This is a genomic window from Hymenobacter montanus (assembly GCF_014699115.1).
In the GTDB taxonomy this organism is placed as follows: Bacteria; Bacteroidota; Bacteroidia; order Cytophagales; family Hymenobacteraceae; genus Hymenobacter; species Hymenobacter montanus.
The window spans coordinates 52,399-69,122 of record NZ_JACXAD010000025.1 but is presented as its reverse complement, the minus strand read 5'-3'; the positions used below and the strand labels follow the sequence as shown (position 1 = coordinate 69,122).

Sequence of the window (16,724 nt, the reverse complement as noted above, 5' to 3'; positions counted from 1 at the left end):
AGCACAATGCTGACGGGGCTTTCCCATTCATAACTCAATCCAACAAATTACACCGTCGGTAGCTCCACGTTCTCGAACTTCACCGCGCCGTCCTCCAGCACGGCTTCTACCACGGCGTCCTTGCTCACGCGGCCGGCGAGGATGTCCTTCGACAGCTCGTTCAGAATCACGCGCTGCAGCACGCGCTTGAGCGGACGGGCGCCGAACTGCGGGTCGAAGCCTTGTTCGCCCAGGAAGTCGAGCACCTCATCGGTGGCTTCGAGGCTGATACCGGCCTCGTGCAGGCGCTGCTGGATCTGCCGGAACTGGATGTCGACGATGCGGCGGATTTCCTTGCGCTTGAGGGGCTGGAACATCACGATTTCGTCGATGCGGTTCAGGAACTCGGGCCGCATGTGCTGCTTCAGGCGCTCGATAACTTCCTCGCGGGTGCGGTCCACCACTTCGTCGTGGTTGTACTCGTTCAGCTCTTTGAAGTTCTTCTGAATGAGGTCGGCCCCACTGTTGGAGGTCATGATGATGATGGTGTTCTTGAAGTTCGCCACCCGGCCTTTGTTGTCGGTGAGGCGGCCATCGTCGAGCACCTGCAGCAGGATGTTGAACACATCCGGGTGCGCCTTCTCGATTTCGTCGAGCAGGACCACCGAGTACGGCTTGCGGCGCACGGCCTCGGTGAGCTGGCCGCCCTCGTCGTAGCCCACGTAGCCGGGCGGCGCCCCGATGAGGCGCGATACGGCGTGGCGCTCCTGGTACTCGCTCATGTCGATGCGTACCATGGCGTTCTCGTCGTTGAACAGGTACTCGGCCAGAGCTTTAGCCAGCTCGGTCTTGCCCACCCCCGTGGTACCCAGGAAAATGAACGAGCCAATCGGCCGCTTGGGGTCCTGCAGGCCGGCGCGGGAGCGGCGCACGGCATCGGAAATGGCCGCGATGGCTTCCGTCTGACCGGCTACGCGCTTGCCCAGCTCGGTTTCGAGGTTGAGCAGCTTCTCCCGATCCGACTGCAGCATCTTGCTTACCGGGATGCCGGTCCACTTGGCTACTACTTCGGCGATGTCTTCGGAAGTCACCACTTCCTGCAGCATCGAGCCGCCGTCGCCGTTTTTCAGGGCATTGGCTTGCTCCTGCAGGCCCTTCAGCTTGGCTTCGGCTTCCTGGATTTTACCGTAGCGCAGCTCCGCGACCCGGGCGTAGTCGCCCTGGCGCTCGGCCTGCTCGGCTTCGACCTTGAAGCGCTCGATGGCTTCCTTCTGCTCCTGAATGCCGGTGAGCACGCCTTTTTCGCTTTCCCACCGGGCTTTGAGGCTGTCGCGCTTCTCGCCGAGCTCGGCCAGCTCCTTGCTCAGCACGGTTTCGCGGTCCTTGTTGTCTTCGCGGCGAATGGCCTCGCGCTCAATTTCGAGCTGCATGATGCGGCGCTGCACTTCGTCGAGCTCCGCGGGCATGGAGTTCAGCTCGATGCGGAGCTTGGCGGCGGCTTCGTCCATCAGGTCGATGGCCTTGTCGGGCAGGAAGCGGTCGGTGATGTAGCGTGAGCTCAGCTCCACGGCCGCAATCACGGCGTCGTCGGTGATGCGCACGCCGTGGTGCAGCTCGTACTTCTCCTTGATGCCGCGCATGATGCTGATGGCGTCTTCCTGCGAGGGCTCGTCCACCATCACGGCCTGGAAGCGGCGCTCCAGGGCCTTGTCTTTCTCGATGTACTTCTGGTACTCCTTGAGGGTGGTGGCCCCGATGGCGTGCAGCTCGCCGCGCGCCAGCGCGGGCTTGAGCAGGTTGGCGGCGTCCATGGCACCCTCTCCCCCACCGCCGGCCCCGATGAGGGTGTGCATCTCGTCGATGAAGAGCACGATCTGGCCCTCCGAGTCGGTCACTTCTTTGATGACGGCTTTGAGGCGCTCCTCAAACTCGCCCTTGTACTTGGCGCCGGCCACCAACAGGCCCATGTCGAGGCTCATGATGGTTTTGTCGCGCAGGTTTTCGGGCACGTCGCCGGCTACGATGCGCTGGGCCAGGCCCTCCACGATAGCGGTTTTGCCCACGCCGGGCTCGCCGAGCAGCACGGGGTTATTTTTAGTGCGGCGCGAGAGGATTTGCAGCACGCGGCGGATTTCCTCGTCGCGGCCAATCACGGGGTCCATCTTGCCGCTGCGCACCTGCTCGTTGAGGTTGCGGGCGTAGCGGTTCAGGCTCTGGTACTGGTCTTCGGCGGTCTGGCTCGTCACTTTGCGGCCCCCGCGCAGCTCCTTGATGGCGGCTTTCAGGTCCTTGTCGTTGAAGCCGGTATCTTTGAGCAGGTTGGCCACACTGTCCTTGCCGCCGAGGATGCCCAGCAGCAGGTGTTCCACCGATACAAATTCGTCGCCCAGTTCCTTCATGGCGGCGTTGGCGCGCTGCACGGCGGCGGCGGCCTCGTTGGCGAAGTAGGGCGAGCCGCCGCTCACCTTGGGGTAAGCGGCCACAATGGCGTCGAGCCGGGGGTTGAGGATGTTGAGGTTCACCCCCAGCTTGCTAGCCAGAAACGAGAACACGTTTTCGTCGCTCTGGAAGAGGCCCTTCAGCAGGTGGCCGGTTTCCACGGCTTGCTGCTGGTTGCCCCCGGCGATTTCGGTGGCCTTCTGCACGGCCTCCTGCGCCTTGATGGTGAAGTTTTTAAAGTCCATGTTGCGTAGTCTCAGTTAGGTGCTTCGGGTTAGGAAGTTTGTACGAGTGGACTAGCAAACGGGGTGCGAGAAGGGTTTTTCGGACTTTTTGGCGGGAAATTATAGTTTAAGCTGATTCCGTTGCGCCAAAATTTCAGCCGCCATTCCCGCTGCTCAAGGTAGAGGGCTTATTCGGTTCCATTGCCTCCGGCACGATGTATAGCTCGCGGAACATCTGCTCGACGCTATTCATTAAGTCCGGCTCCTTGTTGGCGTTGTTTGCCAGGAAATAGGCGCTGATGGCGGGTAGCGCGTGGTGGGTAAAATTGATGGCATCGATAAACGTGGCAACCGACTGAAAATACACCCGAAACCGCATTGGTCGTCACTTTGCTTTCGCCGACCAGGGCTTCGCCAATAAACCCGGCCGAAGCCAACGGGTCACGGCGGCAGATATCGGCAAATACCCGCAGGCAGGTGCTAAGAATGCGAAATGCATCTCCATCGTTTACCAACAGCTTAAAGCGATTAGGTGAATTTTTAAGCGCCAACGGGTAGAATTTCAACACGTAAACGTGGTGGCTGTATTGCTCGGGCTCTACACATAGCGCCAGTTCTTGCGGGTACGAAACGTGTAGTAGTGCGTACAAACCAAAGGACCGCCCTGCTGGGACGGCCCTTTGCGATACGTGAACGGGTAGCCTTCGCCCGGCTGCCGCGTTTCAGAGAAGATAGGCGTAGGCACTGCGACGTATCTTTTTCAATTCCTCCGCCGAGAGCGTTTCAAACTTGAACTGCTTGGCGTACTCCCGCGCCTGGGCCAGCCGCTCCTCTTTGGTCAGTTTAGCAGTTGAGGCCGCGTTCGGCTTGTTGTTATCAGTGGTACCCATGAGTTCGACTGTACTACTATGTTAGGATTGCCCCTATTGTTGCGAAGATACTAGAAAACATCCAGCAGGTGGTCGGTGTCAATGGCCTTCTGCACGGCCTCTTGAGCCTTGATGGTAAAGTTTTTAAAGTTCACTAGCCATAGTCTCTTGGATAATTGCCTCAAGGTAGAAGTTCCACGAAGAAATTAGCAAACGGAGTGTAAAATAGCTTTACCAGAACTTTTGTTGAAAAACGTATAAAAATAAAAACTGACTGATTTTCAGTAATAGCAAAGCTCATCTCCTTGAGTACCGAACATCAAGAGCTGGTATACAGAACTCAAATGAATTCAACCCATTTACACCATCTGTGACATTTGTTGTATAAGTTATCTTAGAATTATGTGCTTCAAGTATTTTCCTAACAATCCAAAGCCCTACCCCTAATCCGCTAGAACTACTTCTTGTGGCGTTAGTGCCTCGAAAGAACTTCTTAAATAGCTGTGGCCTCTCAGCAATGGGTACAGGCCATCCATTTGATGTGATATTGACCTTCGTGACCCCTGCACTTGAGGACAAAGTGATGGTAATCTTAGTACCTCTTAATGAGTATTTAATTGCGTTATCAATCAATATTATTGCTATTAATTCTATTGACTGATAACATAAGCTATTCGGCACATATCCACCTTCTTTTCTCAATTCAATGTACTTAGATGTTTTGCCAGCTTTATGTTTAAAAAGCTTAGAAATCTTATCAAACATTCTAAAGATGTCTATACTTTTTTTATTGCCATAGCTAATACTTTGTGGATTTACAAAAATATCTATCATTGTCAATTGAGATGTAACTAGCTCAAGACTATCATATAAATCCTTAATTGACTGGTCAGAAGCAGAAAGCTTTGAGGAAAAGTCTCCGCCAGGTTGTTTACTTACAAAAGTTTCAATACAGTTGTATACCAAGCCAACCGAAGTCTTAACATCATGAAATATAGAAAAATTTTGCTCTATATTATCATTAATTTTTACAGTCATGTACTCATTAATTTTTAAAATCTTCGCTATAAATAAATTTAGTTTATCACGAGTCAAACAATATTCCAATCTTGAATTCTTACGCTCTTTAGAAATAAATTTATTATCATTTAATACGAGACCATTTATAATAAATTTTGAATCATTCAGATACAAAAGTACGCTATTAAATTTTTGATGACAAATGTGCTCATCAAATTGAACATTACTATTAAATAGCTCAATACAAGTTCTGATTTTACATTTAAAACATGTCTTATTCTGTACAAGAGTATCAGAATCAAACAATTCACTTTTGAATATATAAGGAAAATCACACACGGTTTGAAATACCTCTTTTTTCATTTTTTCCTAAAATTCTTAGTGATAAGATTGCCAACTGGCATTAGCTTGATAATTAATTGCTGATTATGGACAATTTCGGCAACCTTGCCCCAGTTTAATTCTCTCCCTGTCGAAAGAGCATTAACAAAAAGAGTTTCTATTTTGCCGATTGCTTTTTCGTCCACATTATACTCCTCGAGAGTATCAAGCACAACCTCCCAATAGCGTTTAAGAGTAAATCTTTGATTCACAACATTATCCATTACATCCTTTATTCTCAAGAAGCTTGACGGCTTCACGATCTTCTCATCTGCCAAATCCCAAAATCGCTGCTTAGACAAGTCAAAACTATGGCCGGAATAAGCAATTATTATTTGTGCAGGATTTTTCTTTTTAAGGCTATCCAAAACACCAAGGCCATCATCTTCCGAAAGATGTTGGGCAACATCAAATATATCCAAGACTATTATATCATATGCCCCTGACTCAAGTTTAGAATAATCCTTGACGGTATTCCACCTTTCGATACTATATCCAGCATCAGTGAAAGGTTGTACAGGAAAAATATCATGATCATCTATGACAACAATCTTGAGACGTTTTTTAAGTTCCTCCAGATCTGTTCTACTGTCAAAATGATCTATCAAATGAATTTTCTTTTTCCAGAAGAAACTCCTTTCATCACCGGTAAATTGGGTATATACTTTGTTTGCAACAAAATTCACAACTCCAACTACGATAGGAAAACCTATTCCAGTAACTATTTCATTCATATAGAATTATATTATTATTTATTAATGTTTTTTTAGAAGCAGGTGTGAGTGTTAAGACAATAACTACATTGATACTGGCAGCTACCTCTTTGATCGTGGTAACACAACTGGCGCGAGCTCGTAGCTCTTCTTGCCATTATGGTTAAGCCTCCAATGACGAGTAGTAGCAAGTTACGACAGAATATCATATTTTCCAAGCATAATATTTACATAGGCATATTTCCGAAGCTTTAAACTCGCATCAGGGCAACTATTAATGTTAAGCTCGCGTTTCCTCAAGCAATACCCGCAACGAGTGGCCCGACTACGATGGAATGGGGGCCCTTTACGAGTTGGACAAGCCAGCGAAGTGGCGGGAGTTGCGCGTGACGAGCATGAGGCCGTTGGCCATCGCCATGCTACCGATGATAAATCATCAACTGGCCGGTCGCTCCGCCACAACACTACTTTCTGGTCGGCGAATATTTCCAGCGCGAGCGCGATGGGAAGCACCTGCTGCCTTAGTGGGCTCGAACTCGTCGTTATGGCAATCGGTAATGGCAAGGCCGATAGATAGCAGATTCCTTAGCATAGAAGGAGTAGAAAGAGAGGTTAAGGACTATTGCTGGGCCTTGAACATGCAGGCATATACCGCGTGCCCTAGCTCTTGCAGTGGAGCATGCACTTCCATTAGCGCACGTCGGCAAATTACAGCGGAACATTAGGTTCCACAACCGTTGGAGGCCCAACGACCTATTTTGCAGGGCGAGTTGCGCTAAATTCAAGCTAGGGGCTCTTCCAAAGCGCCCGTTTCGGCAGCGGCGGGCGGGAAGTTGCTTCATGGCTTGTCAATCCAGTTTTCCACAGCCAAAGGGGCCATATATTCAAAATGGCGCGTATTGCGAGTGACCAGGGTGAGACGGTAAGCAATGGCGGTAGTGCCAATCAGCATATCAAACTCGCCTTGCGGACGACCAATTCGCCGTAGATGGGCTTTCTGCACGGCATACGTCTCGATTGCGCCCGACACCGGCAATATTCTTTCCTCAAATAGCTGCTGAAAACGCCGCACGTTGAAGCGGTTTATCTCCCGCCGGGTCAGGGCACTGTTCTCTACTCCAAAAAGTAGCTCAGCCAGGGAAAGCTCCGATAAGAAACAGTTTTCAACCTTTACCACCTTCAGTTTAGCGGCTAAATCGAAGTCGCCATTAATCAGGTGAATGCAGATATTGGTGTCCAATAAGTACGGCATTACAGCGTTACGTCGCGGGGGTTGTCTTGTCGGGCCGCATAAATCTGGCGTACTAGCTCCTCATCGGTTTCATCCGACTGCCACGAGCCAAATACCTGGTCAAGCAGCTCGTTTTGCTGCTGTTCCGATAAGTGCTCAGTTGGCTGGGCAGGGCCGCGCAGCGAACGAGCAGCGCTCACACTCCGCTGTTCAATTGCCTCCGGGCCTAAAAAGCGCACCGTTATTTCCGGCAAGCCTTGCAACTGCCGCATAACCAAAGCAGCCTGCTCATCAGGAAATTCTAATTCAAGAGCAATTTTCATATGCTTAAGATACGGAGAAGCTGCTGTTTCGTCAGCAGCGGGCGGGGCGGATGGGGACTTTACAGCTTGTCAATCCAGTTTTCCAGCGGCAGGTTGGCCAAACCGGCAAAGTGGCGGGTGTTGCGCGTGACCAGCGTGAGACCATGCCGGAGGGCGGTGCAGCCTATCATCAAGTCGAAGTCATCGACGGGGCGGCCGGCTCGGCGCAGGCGGGTTTTCTCGGCAGCGTAGTGCTCGAAGCAGTCCGCAATGGGCAGGATGTGGCCTTCAAAGGCGATGCGGAGCTGGTTCAGCGCGTGGCGGTTGGCGGCCTGTTTGGTGGGGACGCTGTTGGCCACGCCGTACAGCATTTCGGCAATGGTTAGCTCACTGATAAAGCAATTACCGAAACCGACGTGATCTAGTTTTTCGACAATGCCGTATTCGTTCTTAGTGAAATGAATGCAGATGTTGGTATCCAGCAAGTAGAGGCTCATAGCTCTACGTCGCGGTCACGGAAATGCCGCGATTCCATCAGCATCTTGTTGATTTCATCTCCGCTTTCGTCGGACTGCCAGGAGCCGGCCAGTGCCAAAAAGCGTTGCCGCCTCTCTTCGGCGGAAATAGTCGTAACGGGGGGCGAAGCTGTAGCTTTCACGCCTAACCGCTGCGCCAGGCTCAGCAGCAGGTGCAAGTCAGACTCATTGGTAGGCTCTAAGACTAGGGTAGTAGGCATGATTGACAGACAACAGAGATGAAATAAGAAACCGCTGTAAGATACGCCCCGCTTTGGGAATCAGTTCGCTGGTTTAGCGAATAGCTTTTGCCGCGCGCTCAGCTTCTACTTTCTCGTAGAGGGCTTCCAGCCGCTCCAGGGGCAAGGCTAGCTTTCCAACGCCGTGGTGCCGTACACGGAGCGCAGCCTCTTGCGCTTCACGAAAGAAGCGGCCTGCAATTGAGCGTAGCGTTGGTGGAAAGGCATGGAAGCGAAGCGTGGAGATGGCGGAATTGGCGCCGGCTAAAGTAGCGAAGAGACTGTTGTTGTTTCAGCGGCGGGGGCAGGTGGGCGGGCGGTGGTGGGTAGCCGGCTATTGCAATGGACAGTTTAACAACCCAGCGTTTACTTCTTGACTTGAGTGGTAATCTTAGTTGGCAGGAATTGCATGTCGCGCGCAATGCGCAGCAGCAATGCCTCTACCACCTTCATACTTTGCCCTTTGAACTGCGCAGAGCCAAGCCCGATGATAAAGTTGCCATGTACAAAGTTCAGAAACACTTGCTGCTCTACTTCATTACTCATGCCGACGGGAAGGGCGTAACTCCACAGCTTGCCGGGCTGATGAGGCTTAATCTGAATAGAGGCAACGTGAGGGTTTATTGGGGCAGGCATCGATTGGTTGGTGTATTCAACCTCGGAGGATATGTAGCTAGTTAAAGTCGCTTCGGCGGAGGACGTTGCCTGTGGCGCCGCTTGCACGACTATTATTTGCAACGGCAACCCGTTTACTTCAAACAGAGCGGGGCGCTCAGTCGCAGTCGCTTTCGCTTTGCCAAAATTGAGTTGAAAACTCAGGCCCATGCCCTTGTAGTTGTTGAACACAGCTGCGGTACCCGTGGCAGTCTTAATAATGCTGCCGTTTATTTCATGCGCTGTGTTCCACTGCTGAGCCGAGCTCAGCAGTGATTGTAAAATCAGAAAGGCCAGAAATAGAAAGCGCATCGGCGAAGAGAGCATGAGGTTAGTGAGCAAGCTATGCAGAACTCCCGTTTCTTCAGCGGCGGGCGCCGCGGGCGGGAGCAGTGGGGATACAGTTGCGGCAGCTTATTTCCTCCGTAGGACCTTCTGCCGGAAATGGGTATCTACCCAAGCGGGAATGGTTGTCGTTTGGAACTCTATGCGCTTTCCCTCTTCCACTTCCGCAATCAGTTGCGGCGCATCAGAAGAGTAGTCAAACAAGAAGGCGCGGTTTACAAGCCGAACGGCCTCAAACAACGACTCGAGTGTACGAGCATAGCGCGACACCATTTTGGCGCGGTCGACATGATGGCCTTCCTTCTTCACCCGCGCCCTAACCCTGGCAATGTTAATTTCAGGGTCTTCAGTCGACACGAAATACAAATAGGTGCGGTAGCCAGCCGCTTGGGCATCGCGCAGAAATTCCAGTTTGGAAGGGTGCGACATCACCATTTCGAATGTGAATGACTGCCTGGCCGCCAGCAAAGCGTAGCGCAGAAACTCCGCAACGCGCGAAGCCAGATAAGAATCAATTTTAATGCGGGAAAAAAGCAATACGTTTTGCTCAATTCGCAACCGAGAGAATTGCTCCTGTACCAGTTAGGCTGGCTGTTTTGGGCGCTCGACTGGCGAAAAGCCTCTTGCTCGGTGAGCGTAAGCTGCCACTGCTGCAGATTGAGTATCCGCGTGTGCTGCCGGTATTGCACCTTGAGGAGTGTCTCGATTTCATCGGCGTTAACGATAACGCCCAGGCTGATTTCGGTGGCTAACGAAGGCACTAAAAAAGACTTGCCGGACCCATTGGGACCGGCAAGCATGCGTTAGCGTGGAATGTGTTCAGTCAAGGTACAGTGTCCGTTCGGTGATATGCACTGGTTGAGCAACGGTTTTGCGTACTACCCGTCGCGACTTGTCTGGGCGTACCTCTACGATTTGGCCTCTCTCAATTACCGTAATAGCGCCCTCCCGATTCAGGTTTTCGCTCACCACCCGGCTAGAAGCGTTTTTCAGCATGCGCTTAAGGCCAGCTTGGGAAAGCTCGAAGTTTATTTTACGGGCCATAACTGAATTCTGATGGTTTAATCGACAACCGTTAACTGGACTGCAACGAAGACACCGCTTCGCTGGCTCGCCTGCTATAGAAGCCCCCGTTTCTACTGGCGGGCGCAACGGGCCGGGCGGATTGCAGGATCTGAGAAGCCCCAAAGGCAACGCGGCTCGCTGAATTAGTGCTGGCGGCGCGTACCAGGTCTCCTCAACCGCTACCCCAGTTGCCGGTCCGGGTTTGCGCTAGTGGTGCTGGCGCGCCGGAACAGCAAAGCCGCTCCACCCCACAGCGCGGCGAAGAAAGCATTCACCCCTAGTATATGCCCGACGCCTCCGGGGGCTGCTGCTTCGGAGATAATTTGAGTCTTCCAAACCAGCAGCGCAATCGCGGGGACTATCATTTGCGCGAGCGCCGTCACGAACAAGGCGTTGGCCATTCCCCGCGGCCGGAAGCGCGCCACGAGGGCCCCGATGAATAAGATGGCGAGCACCCCGCCGTACAGCCGGTTGGCGGGGTTGTTCTCGCTCCCGATGAGCCCCACGGCCAGATTTGCCCAGACGAGGAACAATGCCACTCCCACCGCAACGCCGGCCGCCGCTCGATAGGCGGTATTGCTCCCCATCTGCGCAAGCAGCACATACGCGAGGCCCGAGCCGAATAGCAGAATGCCCGCAGCAAGGAAGTCAGACAAGGTCCACATCATTTCAGTAGTGAACTGCTTCGCCACCAAGAGTAGCAGCAGTAGAAACCCGGTGGCGAGCGCCACCCGAATAATGCTTTTGGTGAGGTTCATGATAACAGGGCTTGGGGGTGAAATAATAAGAGAAATTTCTAGAAATGAGTAATGCCAGCCGGCGCGGGTTCCGGTGGCAGCAGTAACCAGACCTTAAATCGGGCAAACGCCAAGCACCAAGCCCGGCGGACTGGCCGCTGTTGCCAGCAACTGCCGGAGCCCTGGTAACCCGAGCTGGGATAATGCAAAACAAGCAAAAGAACTTTGTATTACAAAGTCAAATCGAAAATTTTATCCCCTCCCCTGCCAGGCTTGGTGGGATGAGCAAGCTGAAGAGAAGCAGTCTCTAATGAATCAGGGGCGTTTTCCCAACTCAGGGGCAGGTAAATACGAACCGCAGAGCAGAGCGCTACGTCAGCGACGGAACCGGGGCGGGCCCGAAATGGGGCCGCCGTGGCAGAGTACGCAGTGCGCATCCGGGAGCAGCAAGGCGGCTAGCACAGCGATGTTTGTGGCCAGCCCGACACTCCACTCCTTAACTTACAGATACCGTCCTGCCTGGTTTGCCCTGCGGATAGCGGAACCAGGAAATACACGCCGTGGAAAACCACGACGAAGGCCCGGTATCGCAGCTTCCAGAGCAGTTTTCGCACAGGAGAAAGGAATGAAGAATCTACTGGTCATTTTTTTTAATTTTTCATTCTTAATTTTTAATTCCTAAAAAACCGTATCCTGACTGGAGAACCGCTCTATTTTGCCCAAGCGGCCCTCAAATTGACTGGCCCGGGCGGGTGTACTACTTCCTGGTTGCCAGCACCTCCCGCACCGAAGTCCACCGAATTTCCGGGTAGCGGGTATTATCCAGCGGCGCGAGCTTAGGGAGCCCGCCGAACATGTTGTGCAGGTACTGCATGCCCTGCCAGGGCGGAAATACGTTGTCGCTGTTCGGCATCAGGGCTCGGGTTACCTTAATCATGGCGCCCAGCACCCACAATCCCCCCACCCGGAGCAGCTTAAACCGGCGGCCGGCGGCTTCACCGGCCGCCCGTTGCAAGCCGCGGATAGTGAGCACTTCGCCGGCAATGCGCAGGTACCGGGGTGTGGTGGGGTCGAGCGCGGCGGCGGCCGTAAACTCGGCCGTATTGGCGGTGGTGGTGAAATCCAGCGGCTGGTCGGCACTGCCGTAATACATCACCCGACTGAGGCCGAACAGCACCACCGGCGCCGGCCCGATCAACAAGTCGGTAAACATGCCGTTGAGGACCGAGGTAGCCATGATGGGAGCTTGGGCGAGCCGTTGGCCAAACTCCCGGCGCAGGTCGAGGTTGCGGTTGGTACCGTCGGGGAGCTTCGTGAAATCAATGGAATAGTCGGAGGGAATAAAACGGGGCACGCCGGCAGCCACGGCGGCTTGGAGCAGCCGCGTTTGCGCCTCCACAATCACGTCGCGCAACCCCGATAGGGCCGACACCACGCAGGCAGTGCCCGCGCAAGCAGCAGTGAGCTGCGCCACGCTGTTGAAGTCGACCTCCACAATGGTGGCTCCCTGCTCACGCAGCGCGGCAATTTCCGGCTTGGTGCTGCCCGGGCGGACCAGCGCCCGCACAACGGCTCCCCGCTTCAACAGGGCTTGCGCAATGCGAAATCCGAGGTCGCCGGTGGCACCAGCCAGCCCAATGGTGGTGGGCTCCGGCGCGGCGCTGAGTTGATTAACTGGTTGAGGGACTACCAAAATTGACGGTTTAAAAGGTGGTTGGGCGAATGCTCTTGCCGCGGTCTTCGAGGTTCGTTGGCTCTCAGCGCACTCCTACCCAATGACTGCTATAACAACTCAAGTAGTTGTAAGGCATCCGGGGCCTACCAACTACGCCGGCTCCCCAAAATTGGGCGAGCCATCCGCGTGCCAGCTGAAAGGCTTGGCGCGGATTTGCCGGGCCCACCCAGCCCGGCTGCTGCGGGTGGCGTGGTAAATGATATAATCTTGGCCATCAATTTCAACGAACGAGGCGTGGCCGGGTCCGAAAATAGTGGCGGTCTTTGAGAACACGGGCGCGGGCTCCTTGCGCCAGGAGGCGGAGTCGAGCACGTCGCCGCCCAGATAGGTGAGCTGGCCAAGGCAGTAGTCGTCGGTCCAACTGCCGCTGGCCGAGTAGATAATGAAGAGGCGCCCGTGGCGCGCCAGGGCTTGCGGGCCTTCGTTCACGTGCGGGTAGCCCTGCTTTTCCCAGTCGTATTCGGGCCGGGAAATGCACACTCGGTCGGAAGCAATGGTGACGGGGTCGCGCATCCGGGCGATGTAGATGTTCTGGCTGGTGTTGGTAAGCCCCTCCCACCCCGACCAGATGAAATACAGCTCGCCGTTATCAGTCCGCAACACCGAGCCGTCGATGGCCCAGCGGTCCGTCGGAATCTGCAGCTGGCCCTGAAATTCGTAGGCGCCCTGGGGATGGTCGGCCAGCCCTTCCAGGACGAAGAGCCGCTCGGCGCCGTTTCGGACATTGTAGAGCGCGAAGTAGATGTACCACCTGCCGTCGATGAATTGCAATTCCGGGGACCAGATTTCTACGAATTCCCGGGTGGTTCCTCGCTTATCGGGCCATACCTGCACCAGCTCAGCGGTGGCCATTTCCGATAAGCTGGTAAACTTGGCAACCAGGATTTTCCGCTTGAGCCGGTCGACGGTGCAGTAGTACAAGTGGCCTTGATGAGCAACCACCCAGGGGTCTTCGCCGTCGGCAACCAGCACGTAGGTCTGGTCGCCGCTGGGCGGCCGAGCGCGGGCAGCTTTGGTCAGCTCGTTGATTTCGGCCACCGTCATGGGCGAGAGGTGAGCCTCCTGGTAGATGTGGTCGTTGGGGATGTGCATGGGCAGTAGAGCGGCGGGCGCGAGTGATAATCAGACTAAAAACCGTTCTGCCGAGCCGGGGGCTCAGTATACCGGCTCGGCAGTAGGTCAGTAAAGATTACTTCGGCATGGATAGGCTACGTCCCTGGCCTAATGAGTTTCGAGCCCGGCAGGACGAGTCGGGCATGTAACGAGACCTGGTCCAACGGCAACGGGGCTGGGCTTCTTATGCCTCACCCATCATCAGGCCCTCGATGGTGTGGCCTTGCACGATGGGCTCCAGCTCATCCACCAGGCGGCAGGTGAGGTGGCGCTTGAGGCTATCGGGCAAGGTTTCGTAAAACGCCCGGGTGAGTTGCAGGTCGTGGCGCTCGGCGTTGTTGGCCGTGGGCGCGTCTACGCCGAGCACCAGGGCGGGGCGGGATTTATCGGAATAATTAGCGGTGCCGCGGTGAATGGTAAGGGCCGAGCGGGCCGAGATGTCGCCCATCTGCGGCATTTTGCGTTGAGCCCGCTGCTCGTAGCGGGGACTGTTGGCTTTGGGCGGAAACATGCCATGCTCGAAGTTGGTGGGTCGGTCCCACTGGGTGCCGACGGCAATCTCGAAGGGCCCCATATCCTCGCTCACGTCCACGGTGGTCAGGTTGAAGGCCAGGGAATTGAGCCGGCGGCCGGTGAGGGTATCGTCGGGAGCGGGAAAGTCGCGGTGCCAGGGCTGGTTCATGGCGCCCGGGTTGGGCACGTCGAAGCCGATTTCCACGATTTGGTAGTCGGGGCCGAGCACTGCCTCGCACACGGCCGTTACCCAGGGGTGGGTGGCCAGGTCCACGAAGCCGCGGATGCTTTCCGGGTGAATTTCGACGTAGTGTCGCTTGGGCCCGCGACCCAGGGCGCCCCCGGGGCGTTGAAGGGCGGCGGCGTAGAGCCCGGCAATGTCTTCGCCGAGCCGCTGCACCCATTCGCGGCTGAAGGCACCTTTAAGGCCAATGATGCCGTCGCCGTACAGCCCGCCCATGATTTGGGCAACGTCGTACGCAGGCTGGGTGAGGGTGTTAACTTCTGCAGTTTCCATAAAGCAAGGTAGTTAAGGCGTTGGCGGGCCAACCCGTCGGCGCATCTACACAGGGCACCACGCGACGGGGTCGGCTTCCAGTGATAACGGATTTTGCAGGCTTTTGGTGGCAGTAGCAAAGGCCGCGGTGACAGTTTTGAAGCGGACGGGGATCAGCAGCCCAAAGGCCCGGTGTCGTGTAATGCCCGGCCTCAGCAGTTGCGGCTGGGTGCTGGTGTCGTCGTGCAGCAGTCGAACACGGGTAAGCCCTACTACTCCGGGCCGAGTTTATCTTTCGTCGTCCCAACTGCTTTTCTCATGCTCGACCTCGTCATTGAAGCACGCCAGGCAGCCATTGGCCACGGGTTCGATGTGCGGCGGATTCTGCCCTACCGGCTGCGGCGCATGCTCGGCCCGTTTATTTTCATGGACCACGCCGGGCCCGTGCGCGTGACGCCGGAGCAGCTGCCGGGCATGGATGTGCTGCCCCACCCCCATATTGGCCTGAGTACCGTCAGCTACTTGTTTGGCGGGCAGGTGACTCACCGCGACAGCCTGGGCGTAGAACAAATTATCCGGCCGGGGGAGGTGAACTGGATGACGGCGGGCCGCGGCATTGCCCACTCCGAGCGGTTCGAGGACCCGGCCACCCTCGTCGGCGGGGCCCTGGAAATGATTCAGACTTGGGTTGCCCTGCCCGAAGCCGCCGAGGAACAGGCCCCTGCTTTCGCCAACTACCAGCCGCGGGAACTGCCCGTTTTCACCGATTCGGGCGTGTGGATGCGGTTGATTGCCGGGGATGCCTTTGGCCTGCGCAACGCCGTAGCAACGCACTCGCCCCTGTTTTACCTGCACGTGGTGCTGCAGGCCGGGGCCCGGTTCGGCCTGCCCCGCGGCTACCCCGAGCGCGGCGCCTACGTAGCCAAGGGCTGCGTCGAAGTGAACGGCCGTGCCTATACGCCGGGGCAACTGCTGGTGTTCACGCCCGGCCTCGACCCGGTGCTCATGGCCCGCGAGCCGAGCACCCTGATGCTGTTGGGCGGTGAGCCGCTGGGCGAGCGGTTTATCTGGTGGAACTTCGTATCGTCGCGCCGCGAGCGCATCGACCAGGCCAAGGCCGACTGGCAAGCGGGCCGCATTGCCCTGCCCCCCAACGACAACGCGGAGTTTGTGCCCCTGCCGCAGGATAAGTCGCGGCCCGCCGGCTCGCCCCCACCCCAAGCGCTATCCTAGCGCTCAGGCCGGGCTAAGCTGCCTTGGGCGCGTACACCAGCACGTGAGCGGGCGGCACGTTCAGCAGCACGTGCGTGTGGTCGAGCAAGCGGAAAAACCGCTCGAATAGCTTGGTGTTGCGGAGTGAGTACTGAAACAGCGTGAGCTTACCGGCGGGCAGCAGCAGGTCCCGCGTGTGCTCGAGAATGCGCCAGTCCAGGCGCAGCGGCAGGGACGTGAAAGGCAGGCCGCACACCACGTAGTCGACCGGGGGGGCGCCGACCTCTTGCAAGTACTGCCCCGTTTTATCGGCCGAGCCGTGCACGACGTGCACGTGAGGCTGGCCGGAGTACCGTTCGCGCAACAGCTCGCAAAAACGCTCGTTCGACTCCACCAGCACCACCACTGTTTCGGCCCGGCGCCGCTTGATGATGACGTCGGTAAAGACACCCGTGCCCGGCCCGTACTCCACGATGCAGCGCGCCGTGGCAAAGTCGATGGGCGCCATCACCTGGTCGGTTAGCTCCCGGGAGCTGGGCACCAGCGAGCCCACGATGGCCGGATTGCGAAAAAACTCTTCTACGAATGGCGATACCATAACCAGTAGTCGGGCTGAATGTGGCCAGCCCACCCCCGGCGTGTACGGCAGCTATTGGCCGGGGTGAACACCAGAGGCCCTAACGAGGCATTTTTTGGCGGTGGTCTACAATGGGGTGGTGCCACGACTTGCCGTCGTGGCACCACTAGTCGTTCGGTCCGTTGTGTCAGCTAGTAGTGGTGCCACGAAGCCCTGCGGGCAATTCGTGGCACCACCCTACTTTAGACCATCGCCCAATTTTTTACGCTACCACTCGACTGTTAAGCTGGGCGAGGCTCACCGAATGACTCTCCTAGCTAGAAATAAAAGCTGAACCGTTCCATCGGCCTCCCACCGCTGACGTT

At 55.7% G+C, this 16,724-nt stretch carries 17 protein-coding genes; 1 reads left to right on the top strand and 16 read right to left on the bottom strand.

Going from position 1 to position 16,724, the window contains the following annotated elements:
• Positions 1 to 47: 47 nt before the first annotated feature.
• The 15 genes from clpB to IC235_RS18685 form a co-directional block, all read right to left on the bottom strand.
• Complete coding sequence (clpB, locus tag IC235_RS18755; protein WP_191006741.1) at positions 48 to 2,663, bottom strand: ATP-dependent chaperone ClpB; 2,616 nt, start codon at positions 2,661 to 2,663, stop codon at positions 48 to 50.
• Between the two features lie 133 nt (positions 2,664 to 2,796).
• Positions 2,797 to 3,021 (bottom strand): hypothetical protein, encoded by a 225-nt coding sequence (locus tag IC235_RS18750; protein WP_191006740.1) that lies wholly within the window; start codon positions 3,019 to 3,021, stop codon positions 2,797 to 2,799.
• Positions 3,022 to 3,364: 343 nt separating this feature from the next.
• On the bottom strand, positions 3,365 to 3,532 hold the full coding sequence (locus tag IC235_RS18745) for a hypothetical protein (protein WP_191006739.1): 168 nt from the start codon (positions 3,530 to 3,532) through the stop codon (positions 3,365 to 3,367).
• Positions 3,533 to 3,808: 276 nt separating this feature from the next.
• The gene (locus tag IC235_RS18740; RefSeq protein WP_191006738.1) at positions 3,809 to 4,894 is read right to left on the bottom strand and encodes a sensor histidine kinase; all 1,086 of its coding nucleotides are present in this window, start codon (positions 4,892 to 4,894) and stop codon (positions 3,809 to 3,811) included.
• Positions 4,891 to 5,646 (bottom strand): DNA-binding transcriptional response regulator, encoded by a 756-nt coding sequence (locus IC235_RS18735; protein ID WP_191006737.1) that lies wholly within the window; start codon positions 5,644 to 5,646, stop codon positions 4,891 to 4,893. Before IC235_RS18735 ends, IC235_RS18740 begins: the two co-directional genes overlap by 4 nt.
• 817 nt (positions 5,647 to 6,463) lie before the next feature.
• Positions 6,464 to 6,877, bottom strand: a complete 414-nt coding sequence (locus tag IC235_RS18730; RefSeq protein ID WP_191006736.1) for a PIN domain-containing protein — start codon at positions 6,875 to 6,877, stop codon at positions 6,464 to 6,466.
• Positions 6,877 to 7,179, bottom strand: a complete 303-nt coding sequence (locus IC235_RS18725; RefSeq protein ID WP_191006735.1) for a hypothetical protein — start codon at positions 7,177 to 7,179, stop codon at positions 6,877 to 6,879. The genes IC235_RS18730 and IC235_RS18725 overlap by 1 nt, the downstream gene beginning before the upstream one ends.
• Positions 7,180 to 7,238: 59 nt before the next feature.
• Positions 7,239 to 7,655: a type II toxin-antitoxin system VapC family toxin gene (locus IC235_RS18720; protein WP_191006734.1), complete on the bottom strand. Its 417-nt coding sequence runs from the start codon at positions 7,653 to 7,655 to the stop codon at positions 7,239 to 7,241.
• A complete protein-coding gene (locus IC235_RS18715; RefSeq protein ID WP_191006733.1) occupies positions 7,652 to 7,894 on the bottom strand; it encodes a hypothetical protein in 243 nt (80 codons plus the stop codon). The genes IC235_RS18720 and IC235_RS18715 overlap by 4 nt, the downstream gene beginning before the upstream one ends.
• Positions 7,895 to 8,278: 384 nt before the next feature.
• Positions 8,279 to 8,878: a hypothetical protein gene (locus IC235_RS18710; RefSeq protein WP_191006732.1), complete on the bottom strand. Its 600-nt coding sequence runs from the start codon at positions 8,876 to 8,878 to the stop codon at positions 8,279 to 8,281.
• A 102-nt stretch (positions 8,879 to 8,980) separates the two neighbouring features.
• Positions 8,981 to 9,448 (bottom strand): zeta toxin family protein, encoded by a 468-nt coding sequence (locus IC235_RS18705; RefSeq protein WP_223847408.1) that lies wholly within the window; start codon positions 9,446 to 9,448, stop codon positions 8,981 to 8,983.
• A 707-nt stretch (positions 9,449 to 10,155) separates the two neighbouring features.
• Positions 10,156 to 10,734 carry a hypothetical protein gene (locus IC235_RS18700; protein WP_223847407.1) on the bottom strand — a complete coding sequence of 193 codons (579 nt, stop codon included), beginning with the start codon at positions 10,732 to 10,734 and terminating at the stop codon, positions 10,156 to 10,158.
• Positions 10,735 to 11,470: 736 nt separating this feature from the next.
• Positions 11,471 to 12,406, bottom strand: coding sequence for an NmrA family NAD(P)-binding protein (locus tag IC235_RS18695; RefSeq protein WP_223847406.1), 936 nt, complete (start codon positions 12,404 to 12,406; stop codon positions 11,471 to 11,473).
• A gap of 132 nt (positions 12,407 to 12,538) precedes the next feature.
• Positions 12,539 to 13,540 carry a glycoside hydrolase family 43 protein gene (locus tag IC235_RS18690; RefSeq protein WP_191006731.1) on the bottom strand — a complete coding sequence of 334 codons (1,002 nt, stop codon included), beginning with the start codon at positions 13,538 to 13,540 and terminating at the stop codon, positions 12,539 to 12,541.
• Positions 13,541 to 13,745: 205 nt separating this feature from the next.
• Complete coding sequence (locus IC235_RS18685; protein WP_191006730.1) at positions 13,746 to 14,591, bottom strand: phytanoyl-CoA dioxygenase family protein; 846 nt, start codon at positions 14,589 to 14,591, stop codon at positions 13,746 to 13,748.
• A gap of 297 nt (positions 14,592 to 14,888) precedes the next feature.
• Here IC235_RS18685 and IC235_RS18680 point away from each other — a divergent pair, with 297 nt between their 5' ends.
• Positions 14,889 to 15,803 (top strand): pirin family protein, encoded by a 915-nt coding sequence (locus IC235_RS18680; RefSeq protein ID WP_191006729.1) that lies wholly within the window; start codon positions 14,889 to 14,891, stop codon positions 15,801 to 15,803.
• A 13-nt stretch (positions 15,804 to 15,816) separates the two neighbouring features.
• On the opposite strand, the gene IC235_RS18675 is transcribed toward IC235_RS18680, so the two are convergent.
• Complete coding sequence (locus IC235_RS18675) at positions 15,817 to 16,380, bottom strand: class I SAM-dependent methyltransferase (protein ID WP_191006728.1); 564 nt, start codon at positions 16,378 to 16,380, stop codon at positions 15,817 to 15,819.
• Positions 16,381 to 16,724 lie beyond the last annotated feature (344 nt).